This is a genomic window from Bifidobacterium panos, assembly GCF_012932445.1.
Classification (GTDB): Bacteria; Actinomycetota; Actinomycetes; order Actinomycetales; family Bifidobacteriaceae; genus Bifidobacterium; species Bifidobacterium panos.
On the sequence record NZ_JAAIIJ010000004.1, the window covers coordinates 19,820 to 34,175 of the forward strand.

A 14,356-nucleotide genomic window follows, 5' to 3' on the forward strand; every position below is an offset into this window, starting at 1 on the left:
GGTTCCGGTTTCGTTGTTGGGTTCCTCGGGGATGTTTCCTATGTTGTAGAGCTCCTCAGTTGGCGTTCGTGGCGAGTAGGTTTTCCAGTTTGTCGGAGAACGTGCAGAGCCGCAGCGCTCTGAGGTGATCGATTTCTTCACGTATGGTGCGCGGCGGGTTGTCCTTGCTGGAAATAACATCGTCTATCGCGTCTAACATGCCGTTCTGGTTGTGTTCCAGCATGGTGCACAGAAAATCGTCTGGGTGGATAGCCTGGATCGAGTATTGGCGGAGATAATCCGATGGAAAATCCTTGAGGTTGTAGGTGACGATGTAGTCAGCATCAGCGACTAAGGCGGCGGCGAGCGCGTGCCTGTCGTCCGGGTCAGGCAGTTCAAGCAGTGCCTCGCGCGGTTCCCATCCGTATGCGCAGTGTGTGGGGTTCATGGAGCGTATCGCGTTCAGGAAGCGTTTCACTTGGATTGGGTTGCGGCGCTGACGTTCAACCAATGTGCGGTGTACCTCGTCGAGGATGCGTTCGGACCATACGGCGTCGATGAGATTATGCTCGTCCAATGTGAGCAGGATGTCAAGCAGCCAGACGGGCGGGAACACGTTGGCATCCAATAGGGCCACCGGTTTGGTCATGTTTCGCCTTTCCGTCAGTCGAACTGGGCGACGTAGGAGGCCAGCTCGTCGTCGTTCATCGCAATCTCCTGCGCCGCCTGCCGCATGGCGGACAGGGAGGCTTGCATGCGTTCGCGTTCCAGTCGTTGGTAGTCCATGACGTCGACCACGTCGACCATGCGTCGGCCGGTTTCGCCGTTGCGGGTGAAGGGCAATCGGCCGGAGTCGAGGATACGTGCAACGGTGCGGGGGGAGCAGTTCAGGAGTTTCGCTGCTTGCCCGGTGGTGACCATTCGATGGCGTCCCATGACACCCAGCGCCGCGTTCAATGCCGCCTCGAAGGCCTCACCGCTTAGTTCCGTCACCTCGCCGTCGGCGGCGACTAGGGCGCGGTTTCCCATCGTGACCGTGGTGCCCTTGGTGTGCGGATGCTCCAATACTGCGCTCATAGCTGCCTCCAAAGTTAGCGCTTGTTTCTCCTCATCGTACCAAAAACTGACAAAACCGACAAAGGAAGTTTTGTCAGCTTTATATATCGATTGGCTATTCTGTCCGAATCTATGGTTGTCTTCCCTGAATCTATGGTTGCGTTGTCTGAATCTGTTGTCTCGCCTGGGCCTCGTCCCTCTCTTGTCATTTCGACCGAGCGAAGCGAGTGGAGAAATCCTTTCGCCAATATGCGCCGTCACCGCCAAGATTTCTCGACTTTGGCCTTACGGCCTTCGCTCGAAATGACAGTGAACGGGACGACACTCGAAATAACGAAAGGGGCTGTCTTTCTGGGGCGTAACAGCCTCGGCATCCCCCGCAATCGTAGGTTTTCAAGGGTTTTCGCATGACATCATCTGGACTGGTGTGCAATATCTTGATATGGCTGCACTCAACGGGCTATGGACGCGAATAATATGGCTGGAAACAGGGCACGCCGCAGACTTTTCAAAACGGGAGGAAATGATTATTATGGCGGATAACAGCAGCTCCCTAAGCCTACTTACAGTGCTCAAACCTGGGGGCTCTTCTCATATCGGAGCGGAACTCAAGCCTGCGAAAACCATTGACCAGATGATTGACCTGATGGCGGATCGCGGTCTGATAATCACGGATGAAGCGAAACTGCGGCAGGCGCTCTTTGATTGCAATTACTACCGTCTCTCGGGCTATTTCCGTTCCTTCCAGCTAAACCCCGCAGGTGGTGATAACAGGTACAAGCCGGGAATACGAGATGTTGATTTCCTTGTTCCCTATGCAATGGATGAAGTATTGCGGAATATCATTCTCAAGGGAACCGCAAAGGTGGAACTTTCCATACGTTCAAGGTTTGCGTACTTGCTGGCATCCAATGGCGGTGCTTATACGTATATGAGTCCCGAATCCTACAAGAACGTGTGCAACAAACGCGGTGAGCTCCTGCGCGACAATCTGTTGCGCAGCATGAGCAAATGGATGGACATGTCCAACGAAGTGTGCATACGCCATTACCGGCGTAGCGGAAGGGCTGTGCCTGTGTGGGCAGCCGTTGAGACGTTTCCATTCGATACGCTTTCTCGAATGATCTCCCTGCATGCGGATGCCAAGACGCTCAGGGAATTGTACAAATCGGTTGGGTTGCATACCAATCTGCGTACTTCCTCCGAGGTTATTCATGCCATGGTCTATCTGCGCAATCTGTGTTCGCATCATGCCAGGCTGTGGCATAGGGAGATGGTTATCCCTTCACCTATGACGCGGGACATGCGAACCGCGTTTACTGATTTCAAATACGGGAAGAAATCCGTGGCATCGTCACTGCTCGCGCTCATGTACCTTGTGCAGAATATCGAAGGTGGAGATGAGTATGCCATGGAGATACAGCATTTCCTCGATGCGAACGATGCGTACGCAGCTGGAATCGCAACGGCTTTGCACTGGGAATAAATCACAGAGCATCGAAGACAAGACCCGACTGGTTCAGGAAGATGCCATCCAGGTGTTGCGACGATCACTGGAACCCGCGTACGCGTTGTCTGATTGGGAATGCAACATCCCCTCGGGCTGGTTTCTGGTTCATCTCCAATCTGGCGGGTGTCGCTCTTTCAATTAGACAATGCGCGCGATGATTTTATGCTAGAAGGGAGATGTTCTAAGGGGGTAGCATGGTACGGCGCGCAACGCTGAAAGATGTGGCGCAGGCCGCGGGAGTGTCGGTGGCCACTGTGTCGCTGGTGCTTAACGAGCGTCCGGCGCGCGTGTCGAAGGAAAAGCGCGAGCTGATTGCCAAAGCGGCCGCGGAGCTGCATTACGTGCCCAATCAGAGCGCGCGCAGCCTGGTGACCGAGCAATCGAAGCTCGTGGCGCTGATTGTGCCTGACATTGAGAATCTGTTCTTCGCCGCGCTGTCGAAATGTGTGGAAAACGAATGCGCCGCGCAAGGCTATTCGCTGGTCGTGGCCAATTCCGACGATTCGCGTGCCATTGAACATGATCTGATGGTTCGACTCGCTTCCCGAGGCATCGATGACATGATGCTGATTCCCGCGCGTGAATCCTGTGCTGCCGAAGATGAGTTGCGAGCCGACGTGGAACAGATGGTCTGCCCGGTGGTGCTCATCGACCGACTCGTGCAGAATGGTTGGTGCGATGCCGTCGGATTCGACAACTATATGGGCGGTCGTCTTGCCGCGCAGTATCTGTTGAAAGGCGGTCACCAACGCATCGGCATCGTGACGGGTGATATTGCGGAATCGAGTGCGCTTGACCGCAAACGCGGGTTTGTGGATGCCCTCGAGCAGGCTGGGAGGCATTTCGATTCCTCGCTGTGTGTTGCCGGCGATTACCGTTTCGATAGCGGTTATTATGCGGCTGATCACATCATCGATGGCGGTGCCACGGCTGTGTTCTGCTGTAACGATGTGATGGCTCTGGGGTTCCGTCAACGTCTTGTTGAGCGCGGGCTGCAGGTGCCGCAGGATATGCAGATGATCGGCTATGACAATATCCTCAAGCGATTCGGCCTTGCCTTGCACATGGCCACCGTCGAACAAAGCGTCGCCGATCTGGCAAGAGCCTGCTGGCAGACGTTCCTCTCCCGCACTGACGCCACCATTGGCCGCACCGGCGCAAAGAGCAAGAGCGATCCCGACTCCACGAGCGCTGAAAACGAGGGGGAGCGCCTTTGGCTGTGCCATCCGCGAGTCCAGTTGCTCACCCCGAAACTGGTTCAGGCCACTTGCGCCGAAGCTCGCGCGTAGCGCCTTCCTCTGGCGAGTTGGGCCGTGACGCAAACGCCGAAACTCCCACACAGGGAAGAGTCTTTCGTCAGTGGCAAGCCAAACGACACGCAAGTAGATCAGACGTTTTGACCTTTATGATAAAACGCTTTATCATAAACCTGACAGCAAGGTCGAGGATGTGCTCGATTGTTTGTGCGCAACAAAACTGACGATAATGGGACGTGTGGTGACGGACCGTCGGCAGGCCTGTCAATGAAGAAAGGCATAAGTATGAAGAAGTTGATTCTGGACCTGGACACCGGTGTTGACGACGCCCTGGCCATCTCTTACGCTCTGGGAAGCCCGGAGGTCGAACTCATCGGCATCACCGGCACCTATGGCAACGTGCTCGTCGAGCAGGGCGTGCGCAATGCGCTGGCCGTAACGGACCTGCTCGGCCACCCGGAAGTCAAGGTCTACCAAGGTCTGCCGCACTCCAGCACCACCGATCACTTCGAAGTGCTGCCGATCTCCGCGTTCATCCACGGCAACAACGGCATCGGCGATGTGGACATCCCCGACTCCAATCGTTCCATCGAAACCGAATCCGCGGTCGACTTCATCATCGACGCCGTCAAAACCTACGGCAAGGATCTCGTCTATGTGCCGACCGGCCCGATGACCAACATTGCGGCGGCTCTCAAGAAGGCGCCGGAAATCAAGGATGAGATCGGCGAAATCGTGCTCATGGGCGGTGCGCTGACAGTTCCGGGCAACGTGAACGCATGGACCGAAGCCAACATCTCGCAGGACCCGGATGCGGCGGATTATCTCTTCCGTTCCGGCGCGCCCGTGACCATGATCGGCCTCGATGTGACCCTGCAGACCCTGCTCACGTACAAGGAAACCCAGCAGTGGCGCGACCTCGGCACCAAGGCCGGCGCGTTCCTCGCCGACATGACCGACTACTACATCAAAGCCTACGAGACCACCGCGCCGCACCTCGGCGGTTGCGGTCTGCACGATCCGCTCGCCGTAGGCGTGGCGGTCGACCCGACGCTCGTGACCATGCTCGACATCAATATGAAGGTCGACGTCGAAGGCCCGACCCGCGGCCGCACCATCGGCGATGAAACCCGGCTCAACGACGCGAACAAGACCATGAAGGTGGCCGTGGGCGTGGACGTGCCGAGGTTCCTGAACGAGTTCATGACGCGTATTTCGGGGCTCGCCAAGAACGCGAAATGAGCATGCGCGCTCTAAGCGGCACGTTCTTTTCCATACTTTCCATATCGAATATGAAACATGAAATTTGAAATTTGAAATTTGAAAGAGATTGATATGACCAGTGACAACACAAAAGCGGCCATCGATCCATTCGACGATCCGGTCAGCAGCAACAAGATGGCCATCCGCGCCCTGATTCCGCTACTCATCACGTTCGTGCTCGGCACCCTGTGTCTGCAAGGGTTCAACCTTGTGTTCCAGCAGGTGGGCGCTGATGTGGGCGCGCCGAACCAGGCCTCCCTGATCACCGCATTCCCGAGCATTGTGCTCGGCATCGTGTGCTTCATCTACGGTTCGCTGGGCGACTTCGTCTCCTTGCGCCGCCTCGTGACGGTCGGCCTCGTCACCCTGTTCGTGGGCTCGCTGTTCGGCTTCATCGCCAACTTCTTCTTCACCGCCAATCTGTGGACCGTCATCATCGCGCGTGTGCTGCAGACCGCCGGCGAACAGGTGGCAGGCTCCGCCTTCCTGGTGGTCGCCACCAAATATCTGCGCAACGATTTGAAGGTGATCTTCTTCGGCCTGTTCACCGCCGCATACCAGCTGTCCGCTTCCATCGGCGTGTTCGCGGCCGGCATGCTGAGCTCCATCGCATGGCAGTATCTGTTCCTGATTCCGGCGGTGACCATCCTGTTCCTGCCGATTCTGCTCAAGACCCTGCCGGCCAAGAGCGGCAATGGCGAGAAGGTCGACGCGCTCGGCTTTGTGATTTTCGGCTTCGCCACCGCGTTCTTGACCCTGTTCTTCTCGTACATGGCATGGTGGATGCTCGTGGTGTCCATATTGCTGTATGTGGTGTTCGGCGTGTACATCAACAAGGCCGCCAACCCGTTCATCACCCCCGCATTCTTCAAGAACACCCGCTGGCTGCGCGCAATCAGTCTGATCCTCGTGTTCTACTTCGTGAACTATGCATTGTCGCCCATCTTCAACGCCATCGGCACCACACTGTATGGCATGTCCACCACGCAGGTGTCGCTGTACATCGTGTGGGCGTACGTGGTCGCCGCTGTCGTGGGCACTTGCTCCGGCTTGATCGTCGGTAAGATCGGCATCAGGAACGGGATTGTGACCGCCGGCGCTCTTATGTTCGTCGGCTGGACGGGCGCTGCATTCTGCGTGAACTCCGGCTTCCTGGTGCTCACCCTGTTCGCTTGCGTATTCTACGCCGGCTGCGGTTTGATGTATTCGCCGGTCGTCTCCACCGTATTGGGCACCATCGAAAAAGACGAGTCCGGCCGTGGCGTGGGCATGAACGATCTGGCCATGAACGTCTCGCCGTCCATCGGCATCGCCATCATCGGCAGTCTGCTCGGCTCCAACGCGATGGCCGGTTCCTCCATCGTCGGCACCACCGGCGATGCCGCGGGCTTCTCCAACCTGCTGCTCATCGGTTCCGCCGTCGCGCTGCTGGGCCTGATCGTGTTCTTCGCATTCAAGAAGAAGATCTACGAGGGCAACCACGCGCTGGAAGCCGAGAAGGCCGGGGAATAAGTTTCACGGAAGGTTTCACGGGCGGCTTGCCGCATCGACTGAGCGAGCCGCCCGTGGGCGCACTGGAATGTCAATAATCGAAAATCATTAGAAAACCATTGGAAAATCATGGAGCAACCACATCACAAGGAGGCAAAGGTGAGCGCGTCTGAAGTACTCTCTGCATTGGATCGAATCCACGGCACGGTGTCGGTGGTCGGCTCCATGAACGCGGACTACACCGTCACTGCGCAACGACTGCCCGGGCCGGGGGAGACCATCACCGGCGGCCCGCTGCAGTTGCTGCCGGGTGGCAAGTCAGGCAATCAGGCGGCTGCGGCCGCACGTATCGGTGCCGTTGTGCAGATGTTCGGCGCAGTCGGTTCCGACGCCAATGCCGAGTTCCTGCTCGGCGCGCTGGCCGAGGCGGGCGTGAACACCACGCATGTGCGCCGCGTGCTCGGGCCAAGCGGAACCACTGTGATCACCGTGGATGCAGCCGGCGAGAACGCCATCGTGTACTCTCCCGGGTCCAACGCGCAGGTGACCGTGGACTACGTGGAATCCGTGCGTGAGGCGCTGCTGCGTTCTTCCGTGCTCGGCCTGTGCCTTGAAAGCCCGATCGAGACGGTGACCGCCGCCGCGCGCATCTGCCATGAGGCGGGCGTGAAGGTACTGCTCAACGATTCGCCGTTCACGCCGTCGCTGCCGGCCGAGTTGGTGGCCGCCTGTGACATTCTGCTCGTCAACGAGCATGAAATGGCGCAGCTGCTCGGCATCGACGAGCCCGAAGACGATGACTGGGATACCCTCGACTGGGGTCATGTTCTGGCCGAAATGCGCTCGTTCGGTTTCGAGCAGGCGGTGGTGACGCTGGGAGGTGACGGTTCCGTGGTGCTTGACGCCACTGCCGAAGAGCCGATCCAGCGCATCGCGCCGGTTCATGTGAAGGCCGTCGACACTACTGGTTGTGGCGATTCCTTCATGGGCACCGTGTTGGCTGGTCTCGCTTCGAATATGTCGCTTTCCGAATCCGCGCAGCTTGCCGCGTACGTGTCCGCCTACGCGGCTATGGGCTACGGCGCGCAGGCGTCCTACGGTACCGCCGCGCAGATTCGCGAGGCGTTCGCCGGATAGGCGATTGGTGCCGTGGCACCACCATCTCCCAGTCAAGTGAGAGGAAACGCGGAACGAGGATCAGGTCACATCCGTATTCCTATAATTCAAGCAGAGATGTGAAGCGATTACCGAATATTGCTCAACTATGCTTAAAGGAGCGGATATGGCAACTCCACTGCGCATGCGTTTGCTGGGACAGCAAATCGTTGATGATTTGCGCCGACGAATCATCCACGGTGACATAGCACACGGGGCGCGTTTGGTGGAGACGGAAATAGCCGATGAATATGAAGTCAGTCGCGGGCCTGTGCGCGATGCTTTGACCCTGCTGGCAACTGAAGGCTTGGTGTATAAGGGGCGCCAAGGCTATATTGTTCGCGGGCTTGGCGAGCAGGATGTGCGCGATATGTATGAAGTGCGCGTAGCCTTCGAGGAAATCGCAGTCGAGCATATCGTCAGTAGCGACGCATCTGTGTCGTGGGAGGGCATGGAATCTGCTTTGGCTGGTATGGAATCGGCGCTGGGCCAAGATGATATCGGTGCGTATGCGCAGTCGGATTTGACTTTTCACGACGAGCTTATCAAAGACTCCGGCAATCAGCGCATGATTGGATTCTGGCATACGCTGATGCCCACATTTTCGGTGATGCTGGAAGTCACCAATGCGCAAGATGTTGATTTGACGCCGTCCTTTGACGACCATGTCGCCATCTTGCAATCCTTGCGCAAGGGCACGTCGGTGGATGTGCAAACGCTGGTGAACCGTCATCTCGATGGTTCATTGCGTCGCATGATGCGTGCGTTGCAGCAGCAAAACTAGCGCATTGCTTAGCATTACTCCTTGTGCTCTTTGCGCAGAGCACTGGCCGTTTGCAGCCCGCGCAATGCGTATTCAAGATAGGCATAACGGCGCTCCAAGGGGGCATCGTCAGGGCGTATCGCCATTTTGACACCGTCATATAGCAGAGGGTTATTCACTGCGCGACGGGTGAGCGAGAGCCGCTCGTTCGTCAGGGCGGAGGTGGGTTCTCCGAAGCGCTGTTCGGCTTGCATCGGCGCATGGGTGTCGCTCCATGCCGACCCGTACGGACCGCTGATGGCTGAGGTTCCTGAATACATCAGGCCACCAAGCACACCACGCTCGTCGCAATAACGTATGTGTTCGGGCACCGCATCGGGATCGCGTAATTCAATGGCGCTGCGAGCCCAATTAACGGTGAGGGCCAATGTGGTTGCAGTGGTGGCGCGCAGCTCATCGATCAGTCGGACTTCCTCATGCAGCGGCAAAAACCCCTTGACGGCTTTATGGTTTGGCACTGCGGCATCACAGTGTTCGATAACCAGTGCCGCGCCCGCCCAGTCCCATTGGACCATTGTCGCCATTGATTCATATAAAGCCTCGATGCTCCCTCCCGATGGAGCGCTGTGGATTTCCACAGCTGCGATGGTGAGCGGCGAGGAGCTATGCAACCAATAAATGGTTTCGGCCACGTGGCGCATCATCGTTAACGCTTCGCGCCGGCCTTGCGCGTTGGTGGAAGCCAGCCCGAACTCAGGGTTGGAGCCGATGCGTTCCATGGTTGCGGTAACCATAGTGAACACATGTCGGGAATCTGCGGGCAGCAACGGCCATAACCACGCGCAGTCGCCGTATTGCGCGGACAGGAAAGGAATCTCCAGCCCGGTGCATAATCCGGAGCGCATTATCGATGTGATTAGTGTCTGGCGATGCTCGTTGTTGCCGTCATCCATGGCATAGGTGCCAACCACTCGTGTGCCGGTAGGGGAGTCCAGTGGGGGTCGCTTCATCATGCTCCTTTGCAGTAAGAGGCTCAAGTCGCGAAGAGGCTCAAGCCGTGTCACTGATTTGTCAGTATAGCAAGTCTCATGCTATAGTGTTAAATGTTAACAGTAAACAATGTGGTTGTAATCAGGCATTGTTAACCAGAACAAAGGAGTTGCCAGAATGTCAGTCAGACCGGAAATTATCACCGCGTCCGTCACGGCGTTTGATGCCGATGGGGAATTAAGTCGCGAGGAAAACACGAAGTTTCTTCGCCGCATCGAGCCCTATGTGGACGGTGTGCTGTGCGCAGGCACCAATGGTGAGTTCCCCGCGCTAAGCGCCAAGGAACGAATTGCGCTGTTCGACTGGACTCTGCAGGTATTCGGTTGCGAACGCACCATTGTGCATGTTGGCGCTCCCTCGGCTTATCAAGCGTTGGAGCTGGCCAAGCAGGCTGCGGAATTGGGTGCCACGCGCTTTGCGGCCATCACGCCTTATTATCTGCGCGCTTCGGCTTACGGTGTGCTGGAGTATTATCGCAAGCTGCGCGATGCGGTGGAAGGCGAGCTGTATGCCTATATATTCCCCGATGTCGCTGGCACTGATGTGTCGGCCGTTACCCTGAGCAAGCTGGCCGAGCTGGGCATCGATGGAGTCAAATTGTCCGGAGCGGCCTCCACAAGGATAGAGGAATATCGCCAGGCGGCACCGAATATGCCCTTGTGGTCCGGCAATGACGCCGATTTGCCTCATGTGCTTGCCGCAGGTGGGCGCGGAGTGGTTTCCGGCGTATCCGGTGTGGCGCCCCAGGCGTGGGCCGCTTTGCGCGATGCCTTTATCGCTGACGACGAGGAGGCCCAAGAGGCGGCCCAGCGTAACGTGCAAGCCTTGGTAAAAGTGCTTGGGCCAAGTATCGCCAATCTCAAATATGCGCTGAACGAACTTGGCATTGCTATGGGAGCATGCCGCATGTCAATTGACGAACCTGACGAAACAGTAAAGGAGGCGATTGCGCATCTGCTGCACAACACGAACATCGAACGGTAAAACCGTATAAAATGCTCCATCCCGAAAGAACAGAGGCGGGATGGAGCGACTCACCATCGTCATTCGAATTAGGAGGATCGAATGAATAGGACAATAAGTGAAGCAACAGCTTCAAGCGATAAGCTTAGCCCCAGTCAAAGAAAATACCTATCCAAGGTTACGATTTCCAGCTTCATCGGCAATACCTTGGAGTACTACGACTACTTTGTATATGGCACGGCATCGGCTATTGCCTTCCCCAGCGTGTTCTTCGCGCACCAAAGTACATTTGTGGCCGCGCTGTCGTCGTTTGCCACTTTTGCGGTGGGATTCTTGGCCCGACCTCTTGGCGGTTTGTTCTTCGGCAGCCGCGGAGATAAAAGCGGCCGTAAATCCACGCTGATTTTGACTCTGCTGATTATGGGTACGGGCACTTTCCTTATTGGCTGTATTCCTTCAGTGGAAACCATTGGTATAGCGGCACCGATTTTGCTTATCGTGCTTAGACTGGTCCAAGGTTTCGCAGTCGGCGGCGAATGGGGCGGTTCGATGCTTATCGTGCTGGAGTCCGCACCCAAGAGATCACGCGGTTTCTGGTCAGCGTGGCCGCAAACCGGCGGCTTCTCTTCGCAGATTATCATCACCTTGATTTTCGCTTGGGTTTACACCCTGCCTGAGGACGCGATGTTGAGCTGGGGTTGGCGCGTGCCGTTCTGGGCTTCCGCATTGGTGATGGTTATGGGTCTGTGGATGCGTCGCTCCTTGGAAGAAAGCCCTGTGTTCACGCAGACCATGGCAGCCAAGGAGAAGGAAGGCCGCAATCGTTCGCTGACCGTTGAGAACCTGGAGGCCACGATGGCTGCGCGTGACGAGCAGGCTCAGACCGCCGCCAAGCCTGCTGCCCAACCTGCTGCCAAGTCCGCCGCCAAGCCCGCGGAGAAGGAACATGGCCCCCTCTACAAGGTGTTCGTTGAAGATTGGCGTGATCTGCTGCGCATTTTAGGACTGCGTTTTGCCGAGTCCCTGCCCTACTTCCTGCTGTGCACCTTCGCGTTGTCCTATGGTCCGCAACATTTGGGCATTCCGAAAGATTGGCTCAACTGGGCTATTCTCATCATGTCGGTGTTGGCATTCCCGGCGCACGGCTTCTTCTCCTGGCTGTCCGATCGCATTGGGCGTCGTCCGGTGTATATGATCGGCACCGTGGTGGTGTTCCTCACCGCGTTCCCATTCTTCCTGATACTGCAAACGGGATCTTTTGGGCTTATCGTATTGGGCTATATCATCGTGCTGAACTTGGGGCATAACGCCATCAACGCTGTGCAGCCGTCGTTCTTCTCCGAGCTGTTCCCCGCCGATCGCCGGTATTCCGGTGCTGCGAGTGGTCGTGAAATCGCCTCGATTCTCACGGGCGGCCTGACGCCGTTTATCGCCACATGGTTGGCCGGTGCCAACGGCGAGCATTGGTACTATGTTGCCGCATACGTGATGATCGGTGCCGTTATCACTGCTATCGCCGTTTGGCTCTCGCCTGAAACGTACCGCAGGGATCTGTATGCCATTGGCAAGGAAAGTGAGCGGTAAATGAGCTCTGTGTGTGATCGCTATATGGTGTCTGGCAGCGGGCAGCGCTGGAAGCAATGCCACGCCTCCACCCTAGTGCAGGACCCTTCCAGCGGCATTATCACTGTTGCTTGGTTCGCCGGTGAACGCGAAGGTGCGCAGGATAATGCAATCTGGATGACACGCGGTACGATCGGGGGATCGTGGGACGAGCCCAAGGTTGTGCTGCGCGGCTATCGACGTTCATGGTGGAACCCGGTGCTGTCGTATGCGCCTGACGGCAGCTTATGGCTGTTCGCCAAGAATGGCCCGCTGATTTCCCGTTGGACAACGTATGCCCGGGTGTCCCATGACGGTGGTGCAACTTGGGAGCCGGCTTTCGAACTGGTGCCTGATGATCAACAGGGCGGGCGCGGTCCGGTGAAAAACCCGCCGCTGGTCACTTCGCAGGGCACCTGGGTGGCGCCGAATTCCGTGGAATCGGGTGGTGACGAAGCCCGGTGGAACTGCAGGTTTGACATCAGCACTGATTCCGGGCGGCACTGGTCGCTATCGGAAGTGCCATTGGATCGCAGCTCACTGCGTGGCGCCGGTATCATCCAGCCCACGCTGTGGCAGTCTGGCGATGCACTGGTCGCAGTGTGCCGGTCTACGGAAGGCCGCGCGTTCAGAACGCAATCGCATGACGACGGGAAAACGTGGTCGCAGGCTGTTCCAGTGGCTTTGGAGCAAAATAACTCCGGTTTCTGCGCCTTGCGTCTGCCCGGCGCATCGGGGCGTGTGGTTATTGTGCACAACCCCGGGTCGGATTCCTGGGGGCCGCGCTGTCCGCTGGTGATTTCCGTCAGCGACGACGATGGCCTGACATGGAAGCAGCAGTTGGTTGTCGAAGACGGCACAACGCCGCCCCAGACGCCGTATGGTGTTCAGCTGCCCGCATTGGACGAGAGCCAAATGGTGGAAGGATATGAGGCTGGCGACGCTGGCATCGTGACCTCGGGGTTGCGCGAATACTCGTATCCGACCATGGTGCAAGGCTCGTCCAACGATGTGCTGGTCAGTTACACCTGGCAGCGCCGCGGCATTATTGTTGCGCGAATCGGCTTGGAGGCGTTGTGCGACTCTTCGCCAGCCGGGGAGACGCCATGCTGACCACAACATTGATTCACCCCGACCTGTTGCAGGCGCTCGCATCCTGTGGGCACGGAGACACAGTGCTGATCGCCGACGGCAATTATCCGCTGAGCACAGAAGTCAGCCAAACCGCTCGCATCGTGCGGTTGGGATATCGGCCAAGTGTTCCCAGTGTGACCGATGTGTTAGGTGCCGTCTCCGGGCACATTGCCATCGAGCATGCCGAAGTCATGTCTCCTGGCGCGGATCGCGATGAACCCCCGATATTCGCGCAGTTTCGCAAGTTGCTGGGCAGCGCGGATATCACGCCTATTGAGCGCTTCGCTTTCTATGACAGGGTGCGTAATGACGCTCATTTACGTCTCGCTATTGGCACTGGGGAATTGCAGCCGTTCGCCAACATTCTCCTGACTGTGGGAGCCAGACAATAGGCCATTCGTCGAAAAGGAGACTCGCCTCCTTTCGCTATAGAAGCGTGCGGCGTGGGTAATGCGCCGCACGCAATATCTCAATTTGTAAATTTGTAAGGAATGATTATGGTTGATCAACAATCTCTCGCATCCGTTGACGTGATGCAGTACCTTCATCAGATTATTGATTCCGAACTCGAAGCTGTAGGGCAAGTCGCGGAACATATTGATCATAGTTTCGCTGAGGCGGCCCGTCTGATTGCGCAATGCCAAGGCAAGGTTATTTTCACTGGCGTGGGCAAGTCAGGCCATATTGGCGAAAAGCTCGCCGCCACCTTTGCCAGCGTCGGCATCTCTTCGTTCTTTATGCACGCCACCGAAGCGGTGCATGGCGATTTGGGCATGGTCACCGAACGCGATGTAGTCATAGCCATTTCCAATAGCGGCGAAACGGCGGAAACCCTGCGCGTGCTTCCAGTGCTTAAGGTGAAGCGCGCCACGCTGATCGCCATCACGGGCAACAACGATTCAACGCTGGCCCAAGCGGCGGATGTGGCCTTGCAAGTGCATGTGCAGCGCGAAGCTGACGATTTCAACCTCGCTCCCACGAACAGCACCACTGCGGTGTTGGTGGTGGGAGACGCTTTGGGGCTGACGGCTTCCAAGCTGATTGGTTTCGACGATTATGGCTTTGGCCTCAACCACCCCGGTGGCGCGCTGGGCAAGCGATTGGTTGAGCAGGGTGTGCTCAAGGAGAATTAAC

Annotated in this window: 14 protein-coding genes; 11 read left to right on the forward strand and 3 right to left on the reverse strand. The window is 57.3% G+C overall.

Annotation, left to right across the window (positions count from 1 at the left end; all coding sequences use genetic code 11):
• Positions 1-55: 55 nt before the first annotated feature.
• Both G1C94_RS02185 and G1C94_RS02190 read right to left on the reverse strand, forming a co-directional pair.
• Complete coding sequence (locus G1C94_RS02185) at positions 56-628, reverse strand: PIN domain-containing protein (protein WP_172144241.1); 573 nt, start codon at positions 626-628, stop codon at positions 56-58.
• Between the two features lie 14 nt (positions 629-642).
• On the reverse strand, positions 643-1,056 hold the full coding sequence (locus tag G1C94_RS02190) for a helix-turn-helix domain-containing protein (protein WP_172144243.1): 414 nt from the start codon (positions 1,054-1,056) through the stop codon (positions 643-645).
• 511 nt (positions 1,057-1,567) lie between these two features.
• Here G1C94_RS02190 and G1C94_RS02195 point away from each other — a divergent pair.
• The 6 genes from G1C94_RS02195 (at position 1,568) to G1C94_RS02220 (ending at position 8,494) form a co-directional block, all read left to right on the forward strand.
• Positions 1,568-2,521 (forward strand): Abi family protein, encoded by a 954-nt coding sequence (locus tag G1C94_RS02195; RefSeq protein ID WP_172144334.1) that lies wholly within the window; start codon positions 1,568-1,570, stop codon positions 2,519-2,521.
• A gap of 218 nt (positions 2,522-2,739) precedes the next feature.
• A complete protein-coding gene (locus G1C94_RS02200) occupies positions 2,740-3,834 on the forward strand; it encodes a LacI family DNA-binding transcriptional regulator (protein WP_172144245.1) in 1,095 nt (364 codons plus the stop codon).
• A 252-nt stretch (positions 3,835-4,086) separates the two neighbouring features.
• Positions 4,087-5,043 carry a nucleoside hydrolase gene (locus G1C94_RS02205; protein ID WP_172144247.1) on the forward strand — a complete coding sequence of 319 codons (957 nt, stop codon included), beginning with the start codon at positions 4,087-4,089 and terminating at the stop codon, positions 5,041-5,043.
• A gap of 93 nt (positions 5,044-5,136) precedes the next feature.
• On the forward strand, positions 5,137-6,576 hold the full coding sequence (locus G1C94_RS02210) for an MFS transporter (RefSeq protein WP_172144249.1): 1,440 nt from the start codon (positions 5,137-5,139) through the stop codon (positions 6,574-6,576).
• A 138-nt stretch (positions 6,577-6,714) separates the two neighbouring features.
• Positions 6,715-7,692, forward strand: coding sequence for a ribokinase (locus tag G1C94_RS02215; protein WP_172144251.1), 978 nt, complete (start codon positions 6,715-6,717; stop codon positions 7,690-7,692).
• 145 nt (positions 7,693-7,837) lie between these two features.
• Positions 7,838-8,494 carry a GntR family transcriptional regulator gene (locus G1C94_RS02220; protein ID WP_172144253.1) on the forward strand — a complete coding sequence of 219 codons (657 nt, stop codon included), beginning with the start codon at positions 7,838-7,840 and terminating at the stop codon, positions 8,492-8,494.
• Positions 8,495-8,508: 14 nt separating this feature from the next.
• Here G1C94_RS02220 and G1C94_RS02225 read toward each other — a convergent pair whose 3' ends face one another.
• Complete coding sequence (locus G1C94_RS02225) at positions 8,509-9,486, reverse strand: DUF4862 family protein (RefSeq protein ID WP_335341201.1); 978 nt, start codon at positions 9,484-9,486, stop codon at positions 8,509-8,511.
• Positions 9,487-9,640: 154 nt separating this feature from the next.
• Between G1C94_RS02225 and G1C94_RS02230 the strand changes: the two genes are divergently transcribed.
• From G1C94_RS02230 to G1C94_RS02250, 5 genes are all read left to right on the forward strand, one after another.
• Complete coding sequence (locus G1C94_RS02230) at positions 9,641-10,507, forward strand: dihydrodipicolinate synthase family protein (protein ID WP_172144257.1); 867 nt, start codon at positions 9,641-9,643, stop codon at positions 10,505-10,507.
• An 81-nt stretch (positions 10,508-10,588) separates the two neighbouring features.
• A complete protein-coding gene (locus tag G1C94_RS02235) occupies positions 10,589-12,070 on the forward strand; it encodes an MFS transporter (RefSeq protein WP_172144259.1) in 1,482 nt (493 codons plus the stop codon).
• On the forward strand, positions 12,071-13,201 hold the full coding sequence (locus G1C94_RS02240; RefSeq protein WP_172144261.1) for a sialidase family protein: 1,131 nt from the start codon (positions 12,071-12,073) through the stop codon (positions 13,199-13,201). It abuts the gene before it with no gap.
• Positions 13,195-13,614 (forward strand): RbsD/FucU family protein, encoded by a 420-nt coding sequence (locus G1C94_RS02245; protein WP_172144263.1) that lies wholly within the window; start codon positions 13,195-13,197, stop codon positions 13,612-13,614. The genes G1C94_RS02240 and G1C94_RS02245 overlap by 7 nt, the downstream gene beginning before the upstream one ends.
• A gap of 105 nt (positions 13,615-13,719) precedes the next feature.
• Positions 13,720-14,355 carry a KpsF/GutQ family sugar-phosphate isomerase gene (locus tag G1C94_RS02250; protein WP_172144265.1) on the forward strand — a complete coding sequence of 212 codons (636 nt, stop codon included), beginning with the start codon at positions 13,720-13,722 and terminating at the stop codon, positions 14,353-14,355.
• Position 14,356 lies beyond the last annotated feature (1 nt).

Excerpts from the sequence above, each read along its gene's own strand:
- G1C94_RS02195 (WP_172144334.1), top strand. The coding sequence starts at position 1,568 with ATGGCGGATAACAGCAGCTCCCTAAGCCTACTTACAGTGCTCAAACCT.
- G1C94_RS02220 (WP_172144253.1), top strand. The coding sequence starts at position 7,838 with ATGGCAACTCCACTGCGCATGCGTTTGCTGGGACAGCAAATCGTTGAT.
- G1C94_RS02240 (WP_172144261.1), top strand. The coding sequence starts at position 12,071 with ATGAGCTCTGTGTGTGATCGCTATATGGTGTCTGGCAGCGGGCAGCGC.
- G1C94_RS02230 (WP_172144257.1), top strand. The coding sequence starts at position 9,641 with ATGTCAGTCAGACCGGAAATTATCACCGCGTCCGTCACGGCGTTTGAT.
- G1C94_RS02235 (WP_172144259.1), top strand. The coding sequence starts at position 10,589 with ATGAATAGGACAATAAGTGAAGCAACAGCTTCAAGCGATAAGCTTAGC.
- G1C94_RS02185 (WP_172144241.1), bottom strand. The coding sequence starts at position 628 with ATGACCAAACCGGTGGCCCTATTGGATGCCAACGTGTTCCCGCCCGTC.
- G1C94_RS02190 (WP_172144243.1), bottom strand. The coding sequence starts at position 1,056 with ATGAGCGCAGTATTGGAGCATCCGCACACCAAGGGCACCACGGTCACG.
- G1C94_RS02225 (WP_335341201.1), bottom strand. The coding sequence starts at position 9,486 with ATGATGAAGCGACCCCCACTGGACTCCCCTACCGGCACACGAGTGGTT.
- G1C94_RS02250 (WP_172144265.1), top strand. The coding sequence starts at position 13,720 with ATGGTTGATCAACAATCTCTCGCATCCGTTGACGTGATGCAGTACCTT.
- G1C94_RS02205 (WP_172144247.1), top strand. The coding sequence starts at position 4,087 with ATGAAGAAGTTGATTCTGGACCTGGACACCGGTGTTGACGACGCCCTG.
- G1C94_RS02210 (WP_172144249.1), top strand. The coding sequence starts at position 5,137 with ATGACCAGTGACAACACAAAAGCGGCCATCGATCCATTCGACGATCCG.
- G1C94_RS02200 (WP_172144245.1), top strand. The coding sequence starts at position 2,740 with ATGGTACGGCGCGCAACGCTGAAAGATGTGGCGCAGGCCGCGGGAGTG.
- G1C94_RS02245 (WP_172144263.1), top strand. The coding sequence starts at position 13,195 with ATGCTGACCACAACATTGATTCACCCCGACCTGTTGCAGGCGCTCGCA.